Origin of the sequence: Sphingobium sp. Leaf26, from assembly GCF_001421665.1 — a bacterium.
Classification (GTDB): Bacteria; Pseudomonadota; Alphaproteobacteria; order Sphingomonadales; family Sphingomonadaceae; genus Sphingobium.
Window position 1 is genome coordinate 60,700 of the sequence record NZ_LMKV01000003.1, and the last position, 15,720, is coordinate 76,419.

Annotated in this window: 15 protein-coding genes; 7 read left to right on the top strand and 8 right to left on the bottom strand. The window is 63.6% G+C overall.

Annotated elements, in window-relative coordinates; genetic code table 11:
• Positions 1 to 15 precede the first annotated feature (15 nt).
• From ASE85_RS05730 to ASE85_RS05740, 3 genes are all read right to left on the bottom strand, one after another.
• Positions 16 to 2,148 (bottom strand): TonB-dependent siderophore receptor, encoded by a 2,133-nt coding sequence (locus ASE85_RS05730; protein ID WP_056685003.1) that lies wholly within the window; start codon positions 2,146 to 2,148, stop codon positions 16 to 18.
• A gap of 326 nt (positions 2,149 to 2,474) precedes the next feature.
• Entirely contained in the window at positions 2,475 to 3,686 is a 1,212-nt protein-coding gene (locus ASE85_RS05735; RefSeq protein ID WP_082462687.1) for a DUF1624 domain-containing protein, read from the bottom strand.
• Between the two features lie 259 nt (positions 3,687 to 3,945).
• Positions 3,946 to 5,364 carry an aldehyde dehydrogenase family protein gene (locus ASE85_RS05740; RefSeq protein WP_056685009.1) on the bottom strand — a complete coding sequence of 473 codons (1,419 nt, stop codon included), beginning with the start codon at positions 5,362 to 5,364 and terminating at the stop codon, positions 3,946 to 3,948.
• A 122-nt stretch (positions 5,365 to 5,486) separates the two neighbouring features.
• On the opposite strand from ASE85_RS05740, the gene ASE85_RS05745 reads away from it, so the two are divergent.
• Complete coding sequence (locus tag ASE85_RS05745) at positions 5,487 to 5,933, top strand: MarR family winged helix-turn-helix transcriptional regulator (protein ID WP_056685012.1); 447 nt, start codon at positions 5,487 to 5,489, stop codon at positions 5,931 to 5,933.
• 119 nt (positions 5,934 to 6,052) lie between these two features.
• Positions 6,053 to 8,182, top strand: a complete 2,130-nt coding sequence (locus ASE85_RS05750; RefSeq protein ID WP_156358225.1) for an acetate--CoA ligase family protein — start codon at positions 6,053 to 6,055, stop codon at positions 8,180 to 8,182.
• Between the two features lie 34 nt (positions 8,183 to 8,216).
• Here ASE85_RS05750 and ASE85_RS05755 read toward each other — a convergent pair whose 3' ends face one another.
• From ASE85_RS05755 to ASE85_RS05765, 3 genes are read right to left on the bottom strand one after another with little or no spacing between them, the layout of a single operon-like run.
• The gene (locus tag ASE85_RS05755) at positions 8,217 to 8,720 is read right to left on the bottom strand and encodes a DUF3237 domain-containing protein (RefSeq protein ID WP_056685015.1); all 504 of its coding nucleotides are present in this window, start codon (positions 8,718 to 8,720) and stop codon (positions 8,217 to 8,219) included.
• A 16-nt stretch (positions 8,721 to 8,736) separates the two neighbouring features.
• Positions 8,737 to 9,486: an SDR family oxidoreductase gene (locus tag ASE85_RS05760; RefSeq protein WP_056685018.1), complete on the bottom strand. Its 750-nt coding sequence runs from the start codon at positions 9,484 to 9,486 to the stop codon at positions 8,737 to 8,739.
• 15 nt (positions 9,487 to 9,501) lie between these two features.
• Complete coding sequence (locus tag ASE85_RS05765; protein WP_235523273.1) at positions 9,502 to 9,894, bottom strand: nuclear transport factor 2 family protein; 393 nt, start codon at positions 9,892 to 9,894, stop codon at positions 9,502 to 9,504.
• A gap of 95 nt (positions 9,895 to 9,989) precedes the next feature.
• On the opposite strand from ASE85_RS05765, the gene ASE85_RS05770 reads away from it, so the two are divergent.
• Both ASE85_RS05770 and ASE85_RS05775 read left to right on the top strand, forming a co-directional pair.
• A complete protein-coding gene (locus tag ASE85_RS05770; protein ID WP_056685021.1) occupies positions 9,990 to 10,385 on the top strand; it encodes a nuclear transport factor 2 family protein in 396 nt (131 codons plus the stop codon).
• Positions 10,386 to 10,441: 56 nt separating this feature from the next.
• Entirely contained in the window at positions 10,442 to 10,966 is a 525-nt protein-coding gene (locus ASE85_RS05775) for a MarR family winged helix-turn-helix transcriptional regulator (RefSeq protein ID WP_235523280.1), read from the top strand.
• Here the strand turns inward: ASE85_RS05775 and ASE85_RS05780 are convergent.
• On the bottom strand, positions 10,963 to 11,904 hold the full coding sequence (locus ASE85_RS05780) for a LysR family transcriptional regulator (RefSeq protein ID WP_056685027.1): 942 nt from the start codon (positions 11,902 to 11,904) through the stop codon (positions 10,963 to 10,965). The two genes, ASE85_RS05775 and ASE85_RS05780, sit on opposite strands and share 4 nt — an antisense overlap.
• Before the next feature lie 165 nt (positions 11,905 to 12,069).
• On the opposite strand from ASE85_RS05780, the gene ASE85_RS05785 reads away from it, so the two are divergent.
• The 3 genes from ASE85_RS05785 to ASE85_RS05795 are packed head-to-tail and all read left to right on the top strand — an operon-like array spanning position 12,070 to position 14,428.
• The gene (locus ASE85_RS05785; protein ID WP_056685029.1) at positions 12,070 to 13,182 is read left to right on the top strand and encodes an S-(hydroxymethyl)glutathione dehydrogenase/class III alcohol dehydrogenase; all 1,113 of its coding nucleotides are present in this window, start codon (positions 12,070 to 12,072) and stop codon (positions 13,180 to 13,182) included.
• Entirely contained in the window at positions 13,182 to 14,036 is an 855-nt protein-coding gene (gene fghA / locus ASE85_RS05790) for an S-formylglutathione hydrolase (protein ID WP_056685032.1), read from the top strand. Before ASE85_RS05785 ends, fghA begins: the two co-directional genes overlap by 1 nt.
• Positions 14,033 to 14,428, top strand: coding sequence for a ketosteroid isomerase-related protein (locus ASE85_RS05795; protein WP_056685035.1), 396 nt, complete (start codon positions 14,033 to 14,035; stop codon positions 14,426 to 14,428). The genes fghA and ASE85_RS05795 overlap by 4 nt, the downstream gene beginning before the upstream one ends.
• A 3-nt stretch (positions 14,429 to 14,431) precedes the next feature.
• Here the strand turns inward: ASE85_RS05795 and ASE85_RS05800 are convergent, their stop codons facing one another.
• The gene (locus ASE85_RS05800; RefSeq protein WP_056685038.1) at positions 14,432 to 15,652 is read right to left on the bottom strand and encodes a Bcr/CflA family efflux MFS transporter; all 1,221 of its coding nucleotides are present in this window, start codon (positions 15,650 to 15,652) and stop codon (positions 14,432 to 14,434) included.
• Positions 15,653 to 15,720 lie beyond the last annotated feature (68 nt).

A 15,720-nucleotide genomic window follows, 5' to 3' on the forward strand; every position in this document is an offset into this window, starting at 1 on the left:
CCCCGACCTATGCCATCAGAAGTCGAAGCTCGCCCGCACCGTGAACGAGCGCGGCGTGCCCGGCTGGACCCAGAGCGCCGCATAGGAGCTGGCATAATATTTCTTGTCGAACAGGTTGTTCACATCCGCCGACAGCTTGATCTGCTCGGTGACGTTGAACGATCCCAGTATCTTGGCGATGGTGTAGCTGGGCAGATAGAAATCCGCCGCCGTCTGGCCCAGCCGCTTGCTGAGATGGGTCACACCCGCGCCCAGCATCGCTTCATGATCGCCGATCGCAAAATTCTTGAACAACAGGATATTGGCCTGATGCTTGGGAATGTTCAGCAAAGGATCGTTCTTGAACACCCCGGCGGAAACATAGTCGTCGGCCCAGCCTGCGTCGGTATAGGCATAGGTCGCGAACAGCTCGAACCCGGCGGGCAGCTTGGCGTTGACGTCGAACTCCACGCCCTGGCTCTTGGCCTCGCCGACCGCGATCGACAGGCCGGTCAGCAGGTCGGCGGTCAGGACATTGCTCTTCTTCATCTTGTAGAGCGACAATGTGCTGGTGATTTTGCCATCCGGCGTCACGAACTTCGCCCCGACTTCATAGCTTTTGCTGATTTCCGGGGCGAAGGGATTGTTGTTCACATCGACGCCGCTATTCGGCCGGAACCCCTTCCCATAGCTGGCGTAGAACGACAGGCTGCTGGTCGGTTCGAACACCAGGCCGGCCATCGGGCTGAACTTGGTGTAGGACGCCGGATTGGTGGTGCCCAGGCGGTTGTCGATATTCTGGCTGAAATCGTCGTAACGACCGCCGAACCGGACCTTGAACTGCTCCGTAATCTCGATCTGGTCCTGTGCGTAAATGCCCCATGCTTTTTGAACTTCGGTCGAATTTTGAATGACCGCCGTCGGAGTCGGCGCGGCGATATTGTAATCGGGGTTGAAGATGTCGATGGAATAGGATTGGTCTGCGGCGGTAGGGCGATAGCGCAACTGGAACGTCTTGATCTTGAACCTATCCCAATCGCCACCGACGCGGATATTATGCACGATCGAGCCGGTTTCCAGCTTTCCGCTGATTTCCCCGCGGAACACCATATGGGTGGTGCTATAGTCGCGATAGCGGCGCTGGCGCGACAGGGTGCGCCCGTCATTGTCGATCAGCTGACGGCCCAGCGCCAGTTCGGGATCGCTGGAATAGCCCTCGAACGTCGTGTCCTTGTAGCCCGCGCCCAGCATCAGCGTCCAATCGTCGCTGAAATCATGCTGATACTGCGCCTGATGGCCCAGCACGCCGATCTTGATCGGGCCGTCATTGGGGTTGCTCAGGAAGCGCGAATTGGGGATGGCGCCCAGCTTGTAGGTAGTGCCGCTCGCCGTGACCGTCGGGATCGCCACCACGCCGCGATCGAACGGCACTTCCTGTTTCACATATTCCAGTTCGTAGGTGAAGATGTCCTTGTCCGATAGCTTGAGCAGAACGGACGGAGTCAGCGTATATTTCTGCGTTTCCACCGTGTCGCGGAAACTTTCGGCCTTTTCGGCGGAGCCATTGATGCGGATGGCGATGCTGTCGTTCAGCGGCAGATTATAATCGCCTTCGACCCGATAGGTTTCCCAACTGCCGCCTGAAATGGCGAAGTGGCCGCCTTGATCGAAGGTCGGCTTCTTGGTCACGATGTTGACCGTGCCGCCCGGTTCGCCGCGGCCGAAGAGCGCGCCGTTCGGACCTTTGAGCACTTCGATCCGCTCGACGTTCGATGCGTCGCGCGGGCCGCCATAGCCACGACCGCCGTTGAAGCCGTTGACCAGGAAGCCGCTCGGGAAATTCTCGTCGCCGGCAAAGCCGCGAATGGCGAAACTGTCCCACAGGCCGCCGAAATTATTCTGCTTCGACACGCCGCTTGCCAGTTCCAGCGCGGTGTCGAGGCGGGTGATGTTGAGGTCGTTCAGCAGCTTGCCTTCCAGGAACTGGACGGCCTGCGGGATTTCCTTGACCGGCGTGTCGCCGAAATATTGGCGCTTGAGGCCCGTGACGATGATTTCACCGTCGGCCTTTTCTGCTGCTGCCGGCTCCTGGGCCTGGGCGATCGAGGAAAAGGCGATGGCGGCGGTGCTGGCCAAACAGGCCAGACGGAGGGTGGATAACGTGCGCATAATGCTGTAACCCCTTATAAAATCACTGTTCCCTTATGTCCTGCGAACGTGGGGGACCGGTTGTCTCTGTTATTCCCCCGCGGACTTTGTCCTGTTGTCGGGGCCGGCCCTTGGGTGATTTTCCACCTCTTCTCAGCAACGAGGCTAGGTTGAGTGACGGAAATATTACGTCAAACTTGGCTCATCGGACGGCGCAAAATTGTGAATCCGATGCCGCTACGGCACGAAAATGCTGCGCCCGATTTCGCCGTCGAAAGCCGCAAAAATGTGGGAAAAATGGCCGCCTTCCGAATGGAAGGCGGCCCAGGCGACCCGACGCAGGACCGTCAGAGATATTTGAGCCACCATATGTCCTTGCGCCGCTGTTTGAGCTGCGCGAACCATCGGGTGGGGAAATAGAGGACCGGGATCAGGATGAAGACCCAGATCCACACCCAACGCAGATGATCGACGCCGAACACGGTGCCCTTGGTCGGGCCGTAGAGCAGCAGCGCGACATTATAGAGCAGCTTGAGCACATAGAGGTGCAGCACATAATAGAACATCGGCGCGCCGCCCAGCATGGCGAGCGTCGGCATCGCCTTGCTGCCCTCGAACCGTTCGAACAGGGCGAGCAACAGACAGCCCGTGCCGATGGTCGGCATCAGGAACAGCAGCGACGGCGGATATTTGGTCAAGGCGAGGAAGCTCATCACCGTGCGCAGCGGCGTTTCCGCCATGAACCAGGGCTTGTCGCCGTAGACGTTCACATAACGGATGGCGACGAAACCGAGGATCAGGCCAAGGCCCAGCATGGCAAGGCGGCGAATACGCGGAGTGGGATCGCTGCCACGCGCAAACCATGGCCCGCAGGCATAGCCCAGCAGGATGACGCCGATCCACGGCAGGATCGGATAGGTCGTCTTGACCATGGTGCCGGCCAGTTCCAGCTTCTCACGCTGGTGCAGGATCGCCCACGGGACGAACCAGGGCGACTCCGCCGTCAGCCGGATCGGGTCGAGCAGATTGTGCAGGCAGACGATGGCCAGGCCGACTGCGAACTGCGCCGGGCGCGGCAGGTGCAGCAGCGCGGCCAGCGCCACCATGCTGATGCCGATCGCCCAGATCACCTGCAACCAGATCGCCGTCGGCGGGAAGGCGGGGGCTTGGGTCGGCCAGGCATAGCCCACCACCGTAAATTCCAGAAAGATCAGGAAAAGCCCGCGCTTCAGCAGGAATTCCGACACCTGCCCCTTGCTGTGCGACTGGCCATAGAGCCAGGCGGACAGGCCCGTGAGCGCCACGAAAGTCGGTGCGCAGAAGGTGGAGAGGAGGCGCGTGAAGAACAGGCCCGGATCGGTTATATTCGCGTCAACGGGATCGGTGACCTGCAAATGCAGGAACCATGTTTCGCGGACATGATCGACCAGCATGAACAGCATCACCAAACCGCGCAGCGCGTCGATCGCGATCAGCCGCGTGCGCGCCTTTGCAGCGGCGACCGGCGATGCGCTGACCTGAAAGCCCATGGTGGGCGCTTGCCCCGATATGCTGTTCATAACCCCGGTCCCTGTTCCCGCCACGCTGCCCGGCCGCATATGATACAATATATCATTCATGGCAAGGGGGGCATGACGCTGTATCGTTGGCGACGTCCGGGCTGCATCGGCACGGATCGTCATCAGGGCATCAGGCTATGGTGCGCGCACGACCGAATGTTCCGAATATGTGACATGGCGAAGCGGATAATATCAAAAAAAGGGACCGGCGAAGCGCTATGCTTCGCCGGTCCCTTCGCCATAATGCGGGAGTCGATCGTCAGGCGTCTTCGAGTGCCACGATATTGACGATGTGCGCCTGGGTATATTCCAGCAGGCCAGCCTCGCCCAGTTCGCCGCCCAGTCCCGATTGCTTCACTCCGCGGAACGGGATGTTGGCGTCGATCGCGAGATGCTGGTTGACCCAGACGGTGCCCGTATCGATCTGCATCGCGACCTGGGTCGCGCGCTCGACATCCTTGCCCCACACCGTGCCGGCCAGACCATAGTCGCTGTCGTTGGCGCGGGCGATGACATCGGCGATATCGTCATATTTCAGCACGGGCAGCACCGGGCCGAACTGTTCTTCCTGCACCAGCGGCGCATCTTCGGGCAGGTCGCGCACGATGGTCGGCGCGATGAAATAGCCCGGCCGGTCCAGCGGCTCGCCACCCGCCAGCACCGTGCCGCGCGTTTTGGCGTCGGCGATCAGCGCGCTCACCTTGTCGAACTGCATCTTGTTCTGCACCGGGCCGATGGTCGTGCCCTGCTTGGCGCCATCATCGACGATCGCTTCCTTGGCCAGCTTCGCCAGCTCATCGCAGAAATCGTCATAAAGCGGGGCAGGGACATAGGCGCGCTTCACCGCGACGCAGATTTGCCCGGCATTGGTCATCGCACCCTGATAGACCTTCTTCGCCACCTGGCGTGCATCGACATCGTCCAGCACGATCGCGGCGTCATTGCCGCCCAGTTCCAGCGTCACTCGCTTCACCGTGCCGGCGGAGGATGCCATCACCTTCTTGCCGGTCGCGGTCGATCCGGTGAAGGCGACCTTGGCCACATCCTTGTGCCCGGTCAGCAGCGGGCCGAGTTCATTCTGGTCGCACACGATGTTGAACACGCCGGCCGGCAATATGTCCTTTGCCAGTTCGCCGAACAACAAGGTGGTCAGCGGCGTCGTCGGCGCGGGCTTCGACACCATGGTATTGCCCGTCACCAAGGCCGGCCCCAGCTTGTTCATCAGCAGGATCAGCGGGAAATTCCACGGCGTGATCGACGCGACGACGCCCAGCGGAGTGCGATGCTCGATCACCTTGTTGCCGCCTTCATCCCGCAGCACCTTGGGTTCCACCCGCATCGCGGCGAAGGCGCGCAGGGTGAAGACGCTGCCCATGATCTCATACCCGGCCTGATCCAGCGGCTTGCCCTGTTCGGCGGTCAGCAGGCTGGCGAACTCGCCGATCCGCGCTTCCAGCGCGTCGGCCAGCTTGTTGGTCAGCGCCGCGCGTTCCTCGACCGGCAGGGCTGCCCAGCCGGGCTGGGCCTTCTTGGCCGCCGCGATGGCACGCTCGGCCAGCGCCTCGTCCGCCTTGGGACATTGGGCGAAAGCTTGCGCCGTCGCCGGGTTTACAACGTCGAACTGGCTGACACCGGCGACCAGTTCGCCGTCGATCAGCATCCGAAATTCATGATCCATGTCTCGCTCTCCCATTATTCCGGGCCATCGGGATGGCATTGCCTATCGCAATTCGGCCCGGCTGGCTGTAGCATATATTTGTGCGCTAGGGATACAATATTGGCAAGGGGTATAGTGAAGGGATGAAACAGGGGGCCGATCTCCAGTCGCTCGTCGGCTATCGCGTGCAGCGGGCCAATCTGCTGATGGAAACGGATGCACGCGCGGCGCTGGCCGCCCATGATCTGTCGCCGGCGAAGATGACCGCACTCATCCTGATCCGTGACAATCCGGGCTGCGACCAGACCGCGCTGGGCCGGGCACTCAGCATCAACCGATCCAGCGCGATGAAGCTGGTCAACATATTGGCGGACAAGGGGCTGGTGGAGCGGCGACCGGGGCGCGACCTGCGCACCAACGCGCTGATGCTGCTGCCGGAAGGCGCGCGCCAGTTGGAGGCGATGCTGGCCGCCGTGCGCCAGTCGGACGCGCGCATGACCCAGCGACTGAGCGCGGAAGAACTCAAGACGCTGCGCGCGCTGCTCATCCGACTCGGTCCTGCCCCGACACCGGAAGACGACGAGGATTGACGACAAGGCCGCTTGCACAAATTGTATCCTTGGCGCACAATCTACGCGAAACAGGCGGTTGATTCGACAAAAGCGACCGCGCGAACGGGAGACAGGTGGGCGTGACGGAAGCTGCTTTGATGGATGGACCGGCGACATTGGACCGGCGCTTCCCGCCTGCCTCGCTCGACTGCCTGCTCCGGCCCCGCTCGGTCGCGATCATCGGCGCGTCGGACAAGCCCGGCGCGCTGGGCGCATCTGTGCTGGCCAATCTGGTGCGGCAGGGCTTTGACGGCGACATTCATCTGGTCAATCCCAAGCGGACGGAGATTGGCGGCCGGCCCTGCGTCGCATCGGTCGATGACCTGCCAACGGGTGTCCATGTCGCTGTTCTCGCCATCCCGCGCGTCGGCGTGCTGGACGCCATCCGTGGCCTGGCGCGCAAGGGTGTGGGCGCCGCCGTCATCTTCTCCGCCGGTTTTGCCGAGGATGGGCCGCAGGGCCTGGCCGACCAGCAGGAAATCGCGCGCATCGCCCGTGAAAGCGGCATGGTGGTGGAGGGGCCGAACTGCCTTGGCCTCGTGAATTTCCGCGACAATGTCTCGCTGACCTTCATCGAAATGCCTGAGGCGAAGGCGCAGGGCGATCGCCGCGTCGGCATCGTGTCGCAATCGGGCGCCATGGCGGCCGTACTGGCGACGACGATGATCCATCGCGACGTGCCCTTGAACTGCTACATCTCGACCGGTAACGAAGCGGCGAGCGGGATCGAGGATTATCTCGCCTATCTGGTCGACCAGCCCGACACCGCCGTCATCGCCCTGATCGCCGAGCATGTCCGCGACCCCGCCCGCTTCCTCGCCGCCGCCCGCGCCGCAAAGGCGGCGGGCAAATCGGTCGTCCTGCTTCATCCCGGCCGCAGCGTCGCGGGTGCGGAAAGCGCCGCCACCCATACCGGCGCGATGGCGGGCGACCATGCCGTCATGGCCGTCCATGTCCAGCGCGCCGGCGTCATTCTGGCGGACTCGCTGGAGGAACTGGGCGACATCGTCGAAATCCTCGCCCGTTCGCCGGAAGCCGGGGCGGGCGGCACCGGCATCGTCGCCGAATCCGGCGCGTTCAAGGCGATGATGCTGGACCTGGCTGAAGCGGTCGACCTCGACCTGCCGAAACTGACCGATGCGGACAGCCCGGCCCTGCGCGCGGCTTTGCCCGATTTCGTGCCCGTCACCAACCCGATGGACATCACCGCTCAGGGGCTGGTCGATCCCGGCCTTTATGGCCGCACCCTCGCCGCACTGGCGCAGGACGAGCGGATCGGCACGATCCTGCTCACCCTGATCCAGACCGACACCGGCACATCGCATGTGAAGTTCAAGGCGGTACTGGATGCGCTGGCGGCCATCGGCGACACCAAGCCGATCATCGTCGGCGGCGTCGATGAAGGCGGCGCCGTCTTCGCCGACGACCTTGCCGCACTGCGTCAAGCTGGCGTCACTTATCTGCCGACCGCCGAACGCATGCTCCGCGCGCTCGCTCGCATCGCCGCCCATCGCCGGCGCGACGCGGTAGTCGCCCCGCTCGACGCCCAGCCGGTCGATGGCCTGTCGCAGGTCGGCAGCACCATCCCCGAACATCGCTCCAAGGCGATCATGGGGGCGCAGGGCATCGCCTTCCCCGCTTTAGAATTGGCGCAGAGCGCGGCCGAAGCCGTCGCCGCCGCCGGTCGCCTCGGCTATCCGGTGGTGCTCAAGGCGCAGTCGCCTGAACTGCCGCACAAGAGCGATGCCGGCGGCGTCATCATCAATCTGGGCGATGCGGATGCGGTCGCGGCCGGCTGGGACCGGCTGATGGCCAATCTCGCCGCCTCGCGCCCAGGCCTCGTGCTGGACGGCGTGCTGGTGGAGGGGATGGCGGCCAAGGGTGTCGAACTGATCGTGGGTGCGCGCAACGATCCGCATTGGGGTGCGACGATCCTCGTCGGCTTCGGCGGCGTCGCGGCGGAACTGCTGCACGATGTCTGCCTGCTCCCGCCCGACCTGACCCGCGAGGCGATCATCGCACACATCCGTACCCTGCGCATGGCGCCGCTGCTCGATGGTTTCCGGGGCGCGCCGGCGATGGATATCGGCGCTGTCGCCGACATCGTCCAGCGTCTTGGCCAGATGGTCGCGGCCACCCCGGCGATCAGCGAGGTCGATCTCAACCCGGTGATCGTCTACCCGCAGGGTCAGGGCGCGATCGCGCTGGACGCGCTGATTTCTCTTTGAAGATATGGGGGCGGTCCCTGGACCGCCCCGTGTTTCAGGTCAGCGCATAATAGCGCAGCACATTGCCGTCCGACCGCCGCTCGCCCACGCCGATGAACACATGCTTGGTCAGCCAGTCATGCTTGCCGACGGGACATTCGAAACTGGGATTGCCGCGCAGATAATAATCCTGCTGCTCCACCGGCGCACCGTCGGCAAAGGCCCAGTCGCGCAGTTTCTGCATCGTGTCAGGCTTGCGCCCCCACAGGAAGCCGCGATTGTTGAGCAGGATCAGCGTGCCATCCTCCTCCTCCAGCATGTAGCGGGCGTCGAACACGGCAACGTCGTCCGGCCGGAAATAGGCGTAGTCCCCGCCCGATCCCGGCACCGCTGTGCCTTTTATCCTTGGTCCCTCGAACGTGCCGCCATCGACATAGACGGCGCTGCGATTGCCGCCCATCGGGGTGTTGACGATGGTCTGCACGCGCGGGAATTGCAGCCGCACCTCCATCGCAAATTCCAGTCGCGGATTGTCCAGCGTCGAAAACATGTCACTCATCATCCAAGCTCCCCAATTACCCTAATTCAAGCGTTCCACCGTCTACGAACAGATTGGCGGCTGTGATAAAGCTGGCCTCCTCCGATGCCAGGAACAGGACGGCGCGCGCGACTTCCTCCGCCCGGCCCATGCGCTTCATCGGCACGGCGGCGATCATCGCTTCGCGCAGATTGTCCACATCGGCATCGCTCATGCCCGGATTGCGATGCAGCAGCGGCGTTTCGATCGGTCCGGGGCTGACCAGATTGACTCGGATGCCCTCGGCCACCAATTCGCCGGCTATCACCTTCAGCGCCGCATAAAGCCCGCCCTTGGCCGCCGCATAGGCGGTGTTGCCGGGTACGTAGGCATGGCCGCCGATCGACCCCGTCGCCACGATCGACCCGCCCCGGCCCATCAGCCGTAATGCCTTCTGGATGGCGAACACACAGCCGCGCAGATTGACGCCATGGACATGGTCCCAATCCGCCGGCGTCAGGTCGCGCAACGGCGCGAAACCGCCCACGCCGGCATTGACGAACAACGTGTCGATCCGCCCGTCCCGCGCTTCCATGTCGGCAATCACTGCCTCCATCGCATCCAGATCGGCGATATCCGCGCGATATCCGCGCGCGCCGTCGGTCCCCGCCACCGCAGCGTCGATGGTTGCCTGGTCGCGTCCGGTGAGCCGTACGATGCCGCCCTCCGCCGCAAAGGCCTGCGCACTGGCAAGGCCGATGCCGCTATTGCCGCCGACCACCAGCACGATCTTGTCTTTGAACCGCATGCTCTCTCTCCCGACTCAGAATGGCGAATAGGGGTTGGGGCTTTCCGTCGGCACATCCTGCACCACGTCCCAATGCTCGACGATCAGGTCGCCCTCGATGCGAAAGATATCCATCACCGCAAAGCCCGGATCGCCGTCGAACCGCCGCACATGATAATGGACGATCACATGGTCGCCATCGGCAAAGCGCCGCTTGATGTCATGCACCGCGTCGGGATTCTCGCCGCGCACCTTGCGCAGGAACGCTTTCAATGGCTCCAGCCCCGTATCCACCCACTGATTATGCTGGATATAGTCGGGTGCGATGAACCGGTCCGCCGCGTCGCCGTCCATCGGTATCAGCACATGGTCGAACATCGCCTCGACCAGATCCAGATTGCGCTGCTCTTGCTGCGTATAGGCCATCATCCTCTCCCGCTATTTTCCGCTGGCGCGTTGGCCTGCTTTCAGTCTACGATAACGATCGTTATTAAAAGAACAAGAGCCAGGGAGAGGAAAGCGCCATGACCCGCGCCGATTATGACCGCTATGCGCAGGCTTTCAACAATCGCGACTATGACACGGTCTTTGATTTCTATGCCCCCGGCGCCGCCATCCGCTTCTTCGGCGTGGACCTTGGCACGCGGGAGGCGTTCAAGCGCTTCTATGGCTTCCTGCACGCCCATGTGATCGAGACGCTGACGATCGAACGCTTCGCCGCCAGCGACGATCTGGTCGCGCTGGAAGGCGTCATCCGGGTGGAGGCGACGCGCGATCTCGACGCCGCCACCCTGGCCGCCAACGGCCTCGACCAGTTCATGCCGATCGCAAAGGGAGAGGTGCAGGAGATGCGCCAATATATCCATTATCATGTCGCGGACGGACGGTTCACCAGCGTCGGTTGCGCGATCGTCGGCTGATCCTCGTCCCACACCCGGCTTGACTTGCGCGCCGGCAAATGCCCTATCGGAGGACCATGTCGAACAGCAGCCCGCCCAAGAAGACGTCGGCGCCGGCCGAAACCAGTCCCGCCGATACGCTGCACCGCGTATTGCGGCTGGCCAACAAGCTGATGGCGCCCTTCTCCACCTATCTGGAGCATCGCTACAAGATCAGCCTCAACGAGTTTCGCCTGCTGATGCTGCTCGGCCGCTTTCCCAATTCGGCCAGCCATGAACTGGCGGAAATGACCGGCGTCAATCCGATGAGCGTCTCGCGCGCGGTCGCCGCACTCCAGAAGCATGGCCGCATCGCCGTGGAGCGCGACCCCGCCAATAAACGCCGCAAGATACTGGTGCTGACCGCGGAGGGACAGCGGCTCTATCGGCTGATGCGCCCACAGACCGACAAGGTGTCCACCTATCTCGTCTCCGACCTCAAGTCGAAGGAGGTGGAGACGCTGAACCAGTATCTCGACACGCTGGTCGAGACGCTGGAATCGACGGATGAGGCCGGCAACAGCCGCTTCCTCGAATTTACCCGGCCGGAAGGGAGCGACTAGGGCGGATCGACATTCAGGAGATGGCGAGCCGAGCCGCAGGCCACCGCAGGTAAAATGGTGTTTTTACGTGACCCGGAGCGCAGCCTACTCAAAGTAGGTGAGAGCCCGCTGATCTTGGGCAGCAAATGGCGGCGCTGCGGATAGACGGCCCAGATCGGTTCCTCGTCGGGCCGGTATTCCGCCAGTACCTCCTGCAAGGCGCCCGATGCGATATGGGGCAGCACGTAGAATTCGGGTAGCTGGCACACACCCATGCCCGCCAGCGCGGCTTCCGTCACCGCGCTGCCGCTGTTGCAGCGCCAGCGGCCCTTGGGGCGCAGGCTTTCCTCCCGCCCGTTCCGCCGGAAACGCCAGAGCGTCGTCGTCCCGACCAGACATTCATGCCGTGCCAGATCGGCGGGCCGCGCCGGTATGCCATGGCGCGCCAGATAGTCCGGCGCGGCGCAACTATAGAATCGCCGTGACGCGATGCGCGTGCCGATCAGCCGCGATTCGGCCAGTTGCCCGGTGCGGATCGCCAGATCATAGCCTTCGCCCACCAGATCGACGATCCGGTTGGTCAGGTCGATCGTCACCCGCAGCTTGGCATGGGCGGACGCATAGCGGCGCACGATCGGCGCGATGAACCGCTCGCCCATGGCGGTGGAGCAGGTGATGCGAATGTCCCCCTCTGGCTCGCCGCCCTCGCTGATCATCGCGATCGCCTCATCCCGCTCGGCGACGATGCGGCTGCAATGGTCGAAAAAGACGCGCCCCGTATCGGTCAGCCGCACCGTCCGGGTGGTGCGGTGGAACAGCGGCGCCTGCACCCGCGCCTCCAGCCCGGCGATGGAGCGGCTCATATGGGTGGTGGACACGCCCAGCGCGTCGGCCCCCGCCTTGAAGCTGCCCGCCGTCGCCACCGCGACGAACTCGTCTATCCCCTCCCAACGACGCATCGATTATCCCACATCCGAAATAATGAATTTCCCATATGCTTTCTTATCGCGCGGATGGGATATTGCTAGAGCGGGGCCAGAATGAGGAAGGATCGTCATGCCCTTGCGGCCGGGCCGGTCTTTCCGCCATATTGCACCGTCCATCTATTTTCGGGAGTAGCCCCCATGAAAACCCGCGCCGCCGTCGCCTTCGAAGCGAAAAAGCCCCTCGAAATCGTGGAGCTGGACCTGGAAGGCCCCAAGCCCGGCGAAGTGCTGGTGGAAATCATGGCGACCGGCATCTGCCATACCGATGCCTACACGCTCGACGGCCTGGACAGCGAAGGCATCTTCCCGTCCGTGCTGGGTCATGAGGGCGCGGGGATCGTGCGCGAAGTGGGCACGGGCGTCACCTCGGTCAAGCCGGGCGACCATGTGATCCCGCTCTACACCCCCGAATGTCGCCAGTGCAAAAGCTGCCTGTCCGGCAAGACCAACCTGTGCACCGCGATCCGCGCGACACAGGGCAAGGGGCTGATGCCCGATGGCACGACCCGCTTCAGCTATAAGGGCCAGCCGATCTTCCATTATATGGGCTGCTCGACCTTCTCCAACTTCACCGTCCTGCCCGAAATCGCGCTGGCGAAGATCCGCGAGGATGCCCCATTCCAGTCGAGCTGCTATATCGGCTGCGGCGTGACGACGGGCGTGGGCGCGGTCATCAACACGGCCAAGGTGCAGGTGGGTGACAATGTCGCCATCTTCGGCCTGGGCGGTATCGGCCTCAACGTGATCCAGGGCGCGCGCCTTGCCGGCGCCAACAAGATCATCGGCGTCGACATCAATCCCGATCGCGAGGAATGGGGCCGCAAGTTCGGCATGACCGACTTCCTCAATTCGAAGGGCCTGTCGCGCGAGGAGACGGTCGCGAAGATCGTGGAGATGACCGACGGCGGCGCCGACTACACCTTCGACGCGACCGGCAATACCGATGTCATGCGCACCGCGCTGGAAGCCTGTCATCGCGGCTGGGGCACGTCGATCATCATCGGCGTGGCCGAAGCGGGCAAGGAAATCATGACCCGTCCCTTCCAGCTCGTCACCGGCCGCAACTGGCGCGGCACGGCCTTTGGCGGGGCGAAGGGCCGGACCGACGTGCCCAAGATCGTCGACATGTACATGACCGGCAAGATCGAGATCGATCCGATGATCACCCATGTCATGGGTCTGGAGGAAATCAACACCGCCTTCGACCTGATGCACGCGGGCAAGAGCATCCGCTCGGTCGTCGTCTTCTGATGGAGACGGTCAGCACCAATCGCGCCTTTGGCGGGGTGCAGGGCGTGTACAGGCACGCTTCCAGCGCGACCGGCACGGACATGACCTTTTCCGTCTATGTACCGCCGCATGAAGAAGGCGCGACGCTGCCGGTGGTCTGGTACCTGTCGGGCCTGACCTGCACCCATGCCAATGTCACCGAAAAGGGCGAGTTTCGCGCGCTGTGCGCGGAACTTGGCCTGATCTTCGTCGCGCCGGATACGTCCCCGCGCGGTGAAGGCGTGGCGGACGATCCCGACGGGGCCTATGATTTCGGCCTGGGGGCGGGCTTCTATGTCGATGCGACGCAGTCTCCGTTCGATGCCTATTATCGCATGTGGTCCTATGTCACGGATGAATTGCCCGCGCTGATTGCGGCGCAATTCCCGATGGCGGACATGGGTCGCCAGTCGATCATGGGCCATTCGATGGGCGGCCATGGCGCACTGACCATCGGCCTGTCGTTCCCCGACAGATATAGGGCCGTGTCCGCCTTCGCCCCGATCGTCGCCCCAGGCCAGGTGCCCTGGGGCCAGAAGGCGCTGGCTGGCTATCTGGGCGATGACAAGGCGGTCTGGCGCCGGCATGACGCGGTCGCCCTGATCGAGGATGGCGCGCGCATACCGGCCCTGCTGGTGGATCAGGGCGCGGCCGACACTTTCCTCGACAAGGAATTGCGGCCCGACCTGCTGCGCAGCGCGTGCGAGGCGGCGGGCATACCGCTCACCCTCACCCTGCGCGAGGGCTATGACCATAGCTATTATTTCATCTCGACCTTCATGGCCGATCATCTGCGCTGGCATGCCGCGCGCCTGACCGGGGAGGCACCGGCATGAGCATCGACCTGCTGCGCACCTATTATGACGCTTTCAATCGCGGCGATGCCGCCGCGATGCTCAACCTTCTGACCGACGATGTCGTACATGAACCCTCACAGGGTGCTGTGCGGGCGGGGAAGGCGGCCTTTGCCGATTTCCTGGCGCATATGAACCGCTGCTACAGCGAGCAGGTGATCGCCCCGGTTTTCCTGACATCGCCCGACGGCGAACGGGCCGCGGCGGAATTTCAGCTCGAAGGCCACTATCTGGAAACCGACGGCGACCTGCCGCCGGCATCGGGGCAGACCTATCGCCTGCGCGTCGGTGCCTTCTTCGCGATCGTCGATGGCCGTATCGCCCGCGTGAGCAATCACTATAATCTTGCCGACTGGCTCGCGCAGATAGGTTGAGCGTCAGGATGGCGTGCGCTGTCGCGCGCCATTCAGCGCCATCATCACCAGCAGCATCGTCAGGAAACTGACGCCCAGCACGCCGGTCAGCGGCAGGATGGAGACAGTGGGCAGCAGCGATACCGCCGCGCTCGCCGCCGCCGTGATCGCCAGTTGCAGCGTGCCGAGCAATCCGGCTGCCGCCCCCGCGCCGCCCGCCGCCGCATCCAGCGCGGATATCGCGGCGGGCGTCAGGATGAAGCCGGACAGGGCGAAGAGCAGCATCGACCAGGGCTGGAACAGCGTGATCGGTACGCTTGCCGTCATCCCCGCCGTCGCGATCAGCGCGGTCGCGCCGATCGCCACCAGGGCCACGCCCGTCACCAGCGTGCGCGCGCCCAGCCGCTGCATCAGCGTCGGCGCGAACTGGGTGGCGATGATCGAGGTTACGGCGTTCAGTGCCAGTAGCATGCTGTAATGATGCGGCGTCAGGCCGAAACCCTGCGTATAGATGAAGGGCGCGGCGGTCACGAAGGCGAAGGGCACGGTCGTCGCCAGCCCCGCCACCAGCGTCCAGCCCAGAAAGGCGGGCGTGCCGAGCAACCGGCCATAGGCATGCAGCATCGGTTGCCGGTGCAACCGTCGTTCTGGCGGCAGCGATTCCGGCAGAAAGATCGACACCGCGACCAGCGCCACCACCCCGCCGCCGGCCAGCAGCAGGAACAGCCCGCGCCAGGACATGCTTTGCAACAATATGCTGCCCGCCAAGGGTGCCAGTACGGGCGATATACCGATGATCAGGAAGGTGAAGGCCATCAGTTGCGCGGCGCGATGGCCGCTATGCCGGTCGCGGATCATCGCCCGCACGCTCGACGTGCCGGCGCAGGCCCCCATGCCCTGAAGGAAGCGGCACGCGATCAGCATGTCGAGGCTGGTCGCCATGGCGCAGGCGATGGAGGCGGCTGCAAACAGCAGCAGTCCCCCGATCAGCGGCCGACGCCGGCCATAGCGATCCCCCAGCGTGCCAAGCGGTATCTGCGCCAGTGCCAGTCCCAGGAAGAAGGCGGACAGGGTGCGCTGCACCGCGCCACTGTCCGCCGCCATCGCCTGCGCCATGCCCGGCATGGCCGGCAGATACAGGTCGATGGCAAAGGGGCCGAGCGAGGACAGGAAGCCGAAAGCGATGCCCAGCAACAGCGTCGGCTCCGTGCCCTGCGGACCCGAACGGCGATCGGCTTGTACCATATATCCTGATGTCCTCACCCTAATTAGTAACGAACGTTATATTTGTTTGGGAGGGCGCACAAGGGGAG

Coding starts and splice junctions, on each gene's coding strand:
- ASE85_RS05730 (WP_056685003.1), bottom strand. CDS start 2,148: ATGCGCACGTTATCCACCCTCCGTCTGGCCTGTTTGGCCAGCACCGCC.
- ASE85_RS05735 (WP_082462687.1), bottom strand. CDS start 3,686: ATGAACAGCATATCGGGGCAAGCGCCCACCATGGGCTTTCAGGTCAGC.
- ASE85_RS05740 (WP_056685009.1), bottom strand. CDS start 5,364: ATGGATCATGAATTTCGGATGCTGATCGACGGCGAACTGGTCGCCGGT.
- ASE85_RS05745 (WP_056685012.1), top strand. CDS start 5,487: ATGAAACAGGGGGCCGATCTCCAGTCGCTCGTCGGCTATCGCGTGCAG.
- ASE85_RS05750 (WP_156358225.1), top strand. CDS start 6,053: ATGGATGGACCGGCGACATTGGACCGGCGCTTCCCGCCTGCCTCGCTC.
- ASE85_RS05755 (WP_056685015.1), bottom strand. CDS start 8,720: ATGAGTGACATGTTTTCGACGCTGGACAATCCGCGACTGGAATTTGCG.
- ASE85_RS05760 (WP_056685018.1), bottom strand. CDS start 9,486: ATGCGGTTCAAAGACAAGATCGTGCTGGTGGTCGGCGGCAATAGCGGC.
- ASE85_RS05765 (WP_235523273.1), bottom strand. CDS start 9,894: ATGATGGCCTATACGCAGCAAGAGCAGCGCAATCTGGATCTGGTCGAG.
- ASE85_RS05770 (WP_056685021.1), top strand. CDS start 9,990: ATGACCCGCGCCGATTATGACCGCTATGCGCAGGCTTTCAACAATCGC.
- ASE85_RS05775 (WP_235523280.1), top strand. CDS start 10,442: ATGTCGAACAGCAGCCCGCCCAAGAAGACGTCGGCGCCGGCCGAAACC.
- ASE85_RS05780 (WP_056685027.1), bottom strand. CDS start 11,904: ATGCGTCGTTGGGAGGGGATAGACGAGTTCGTCGCGGTGGCGACGGCG.
- ASE85_RS05785 (WP_056685029.1), top strand. CDS start 12,070: ATGAAAACCCGCGCCGCCGTCGCCTTCGAAGCGAAAAAGCCCCTCGAA.
- fghA (WP_056685032.1), top strand. CDS start 13,182: ATGGAGACGGTCAGCACCAATCGCGCCTTTGGCGGGGTGCAGGGCGTG.
- ASE85_RS05795 (WP_056685035.1), top strand. CDS start 14,033: ATGAGCATCGACCTGCTGCGCACCTATTATGACGCTTTCAATCGCGGC.
- ASE85_RS05800 (WP_056685038.1), bottom strand. CDS start 15,652: ATGGTACAAGCCGATCGCCGTTCGGGTCCGCAGGGCACGGAGCCGACG.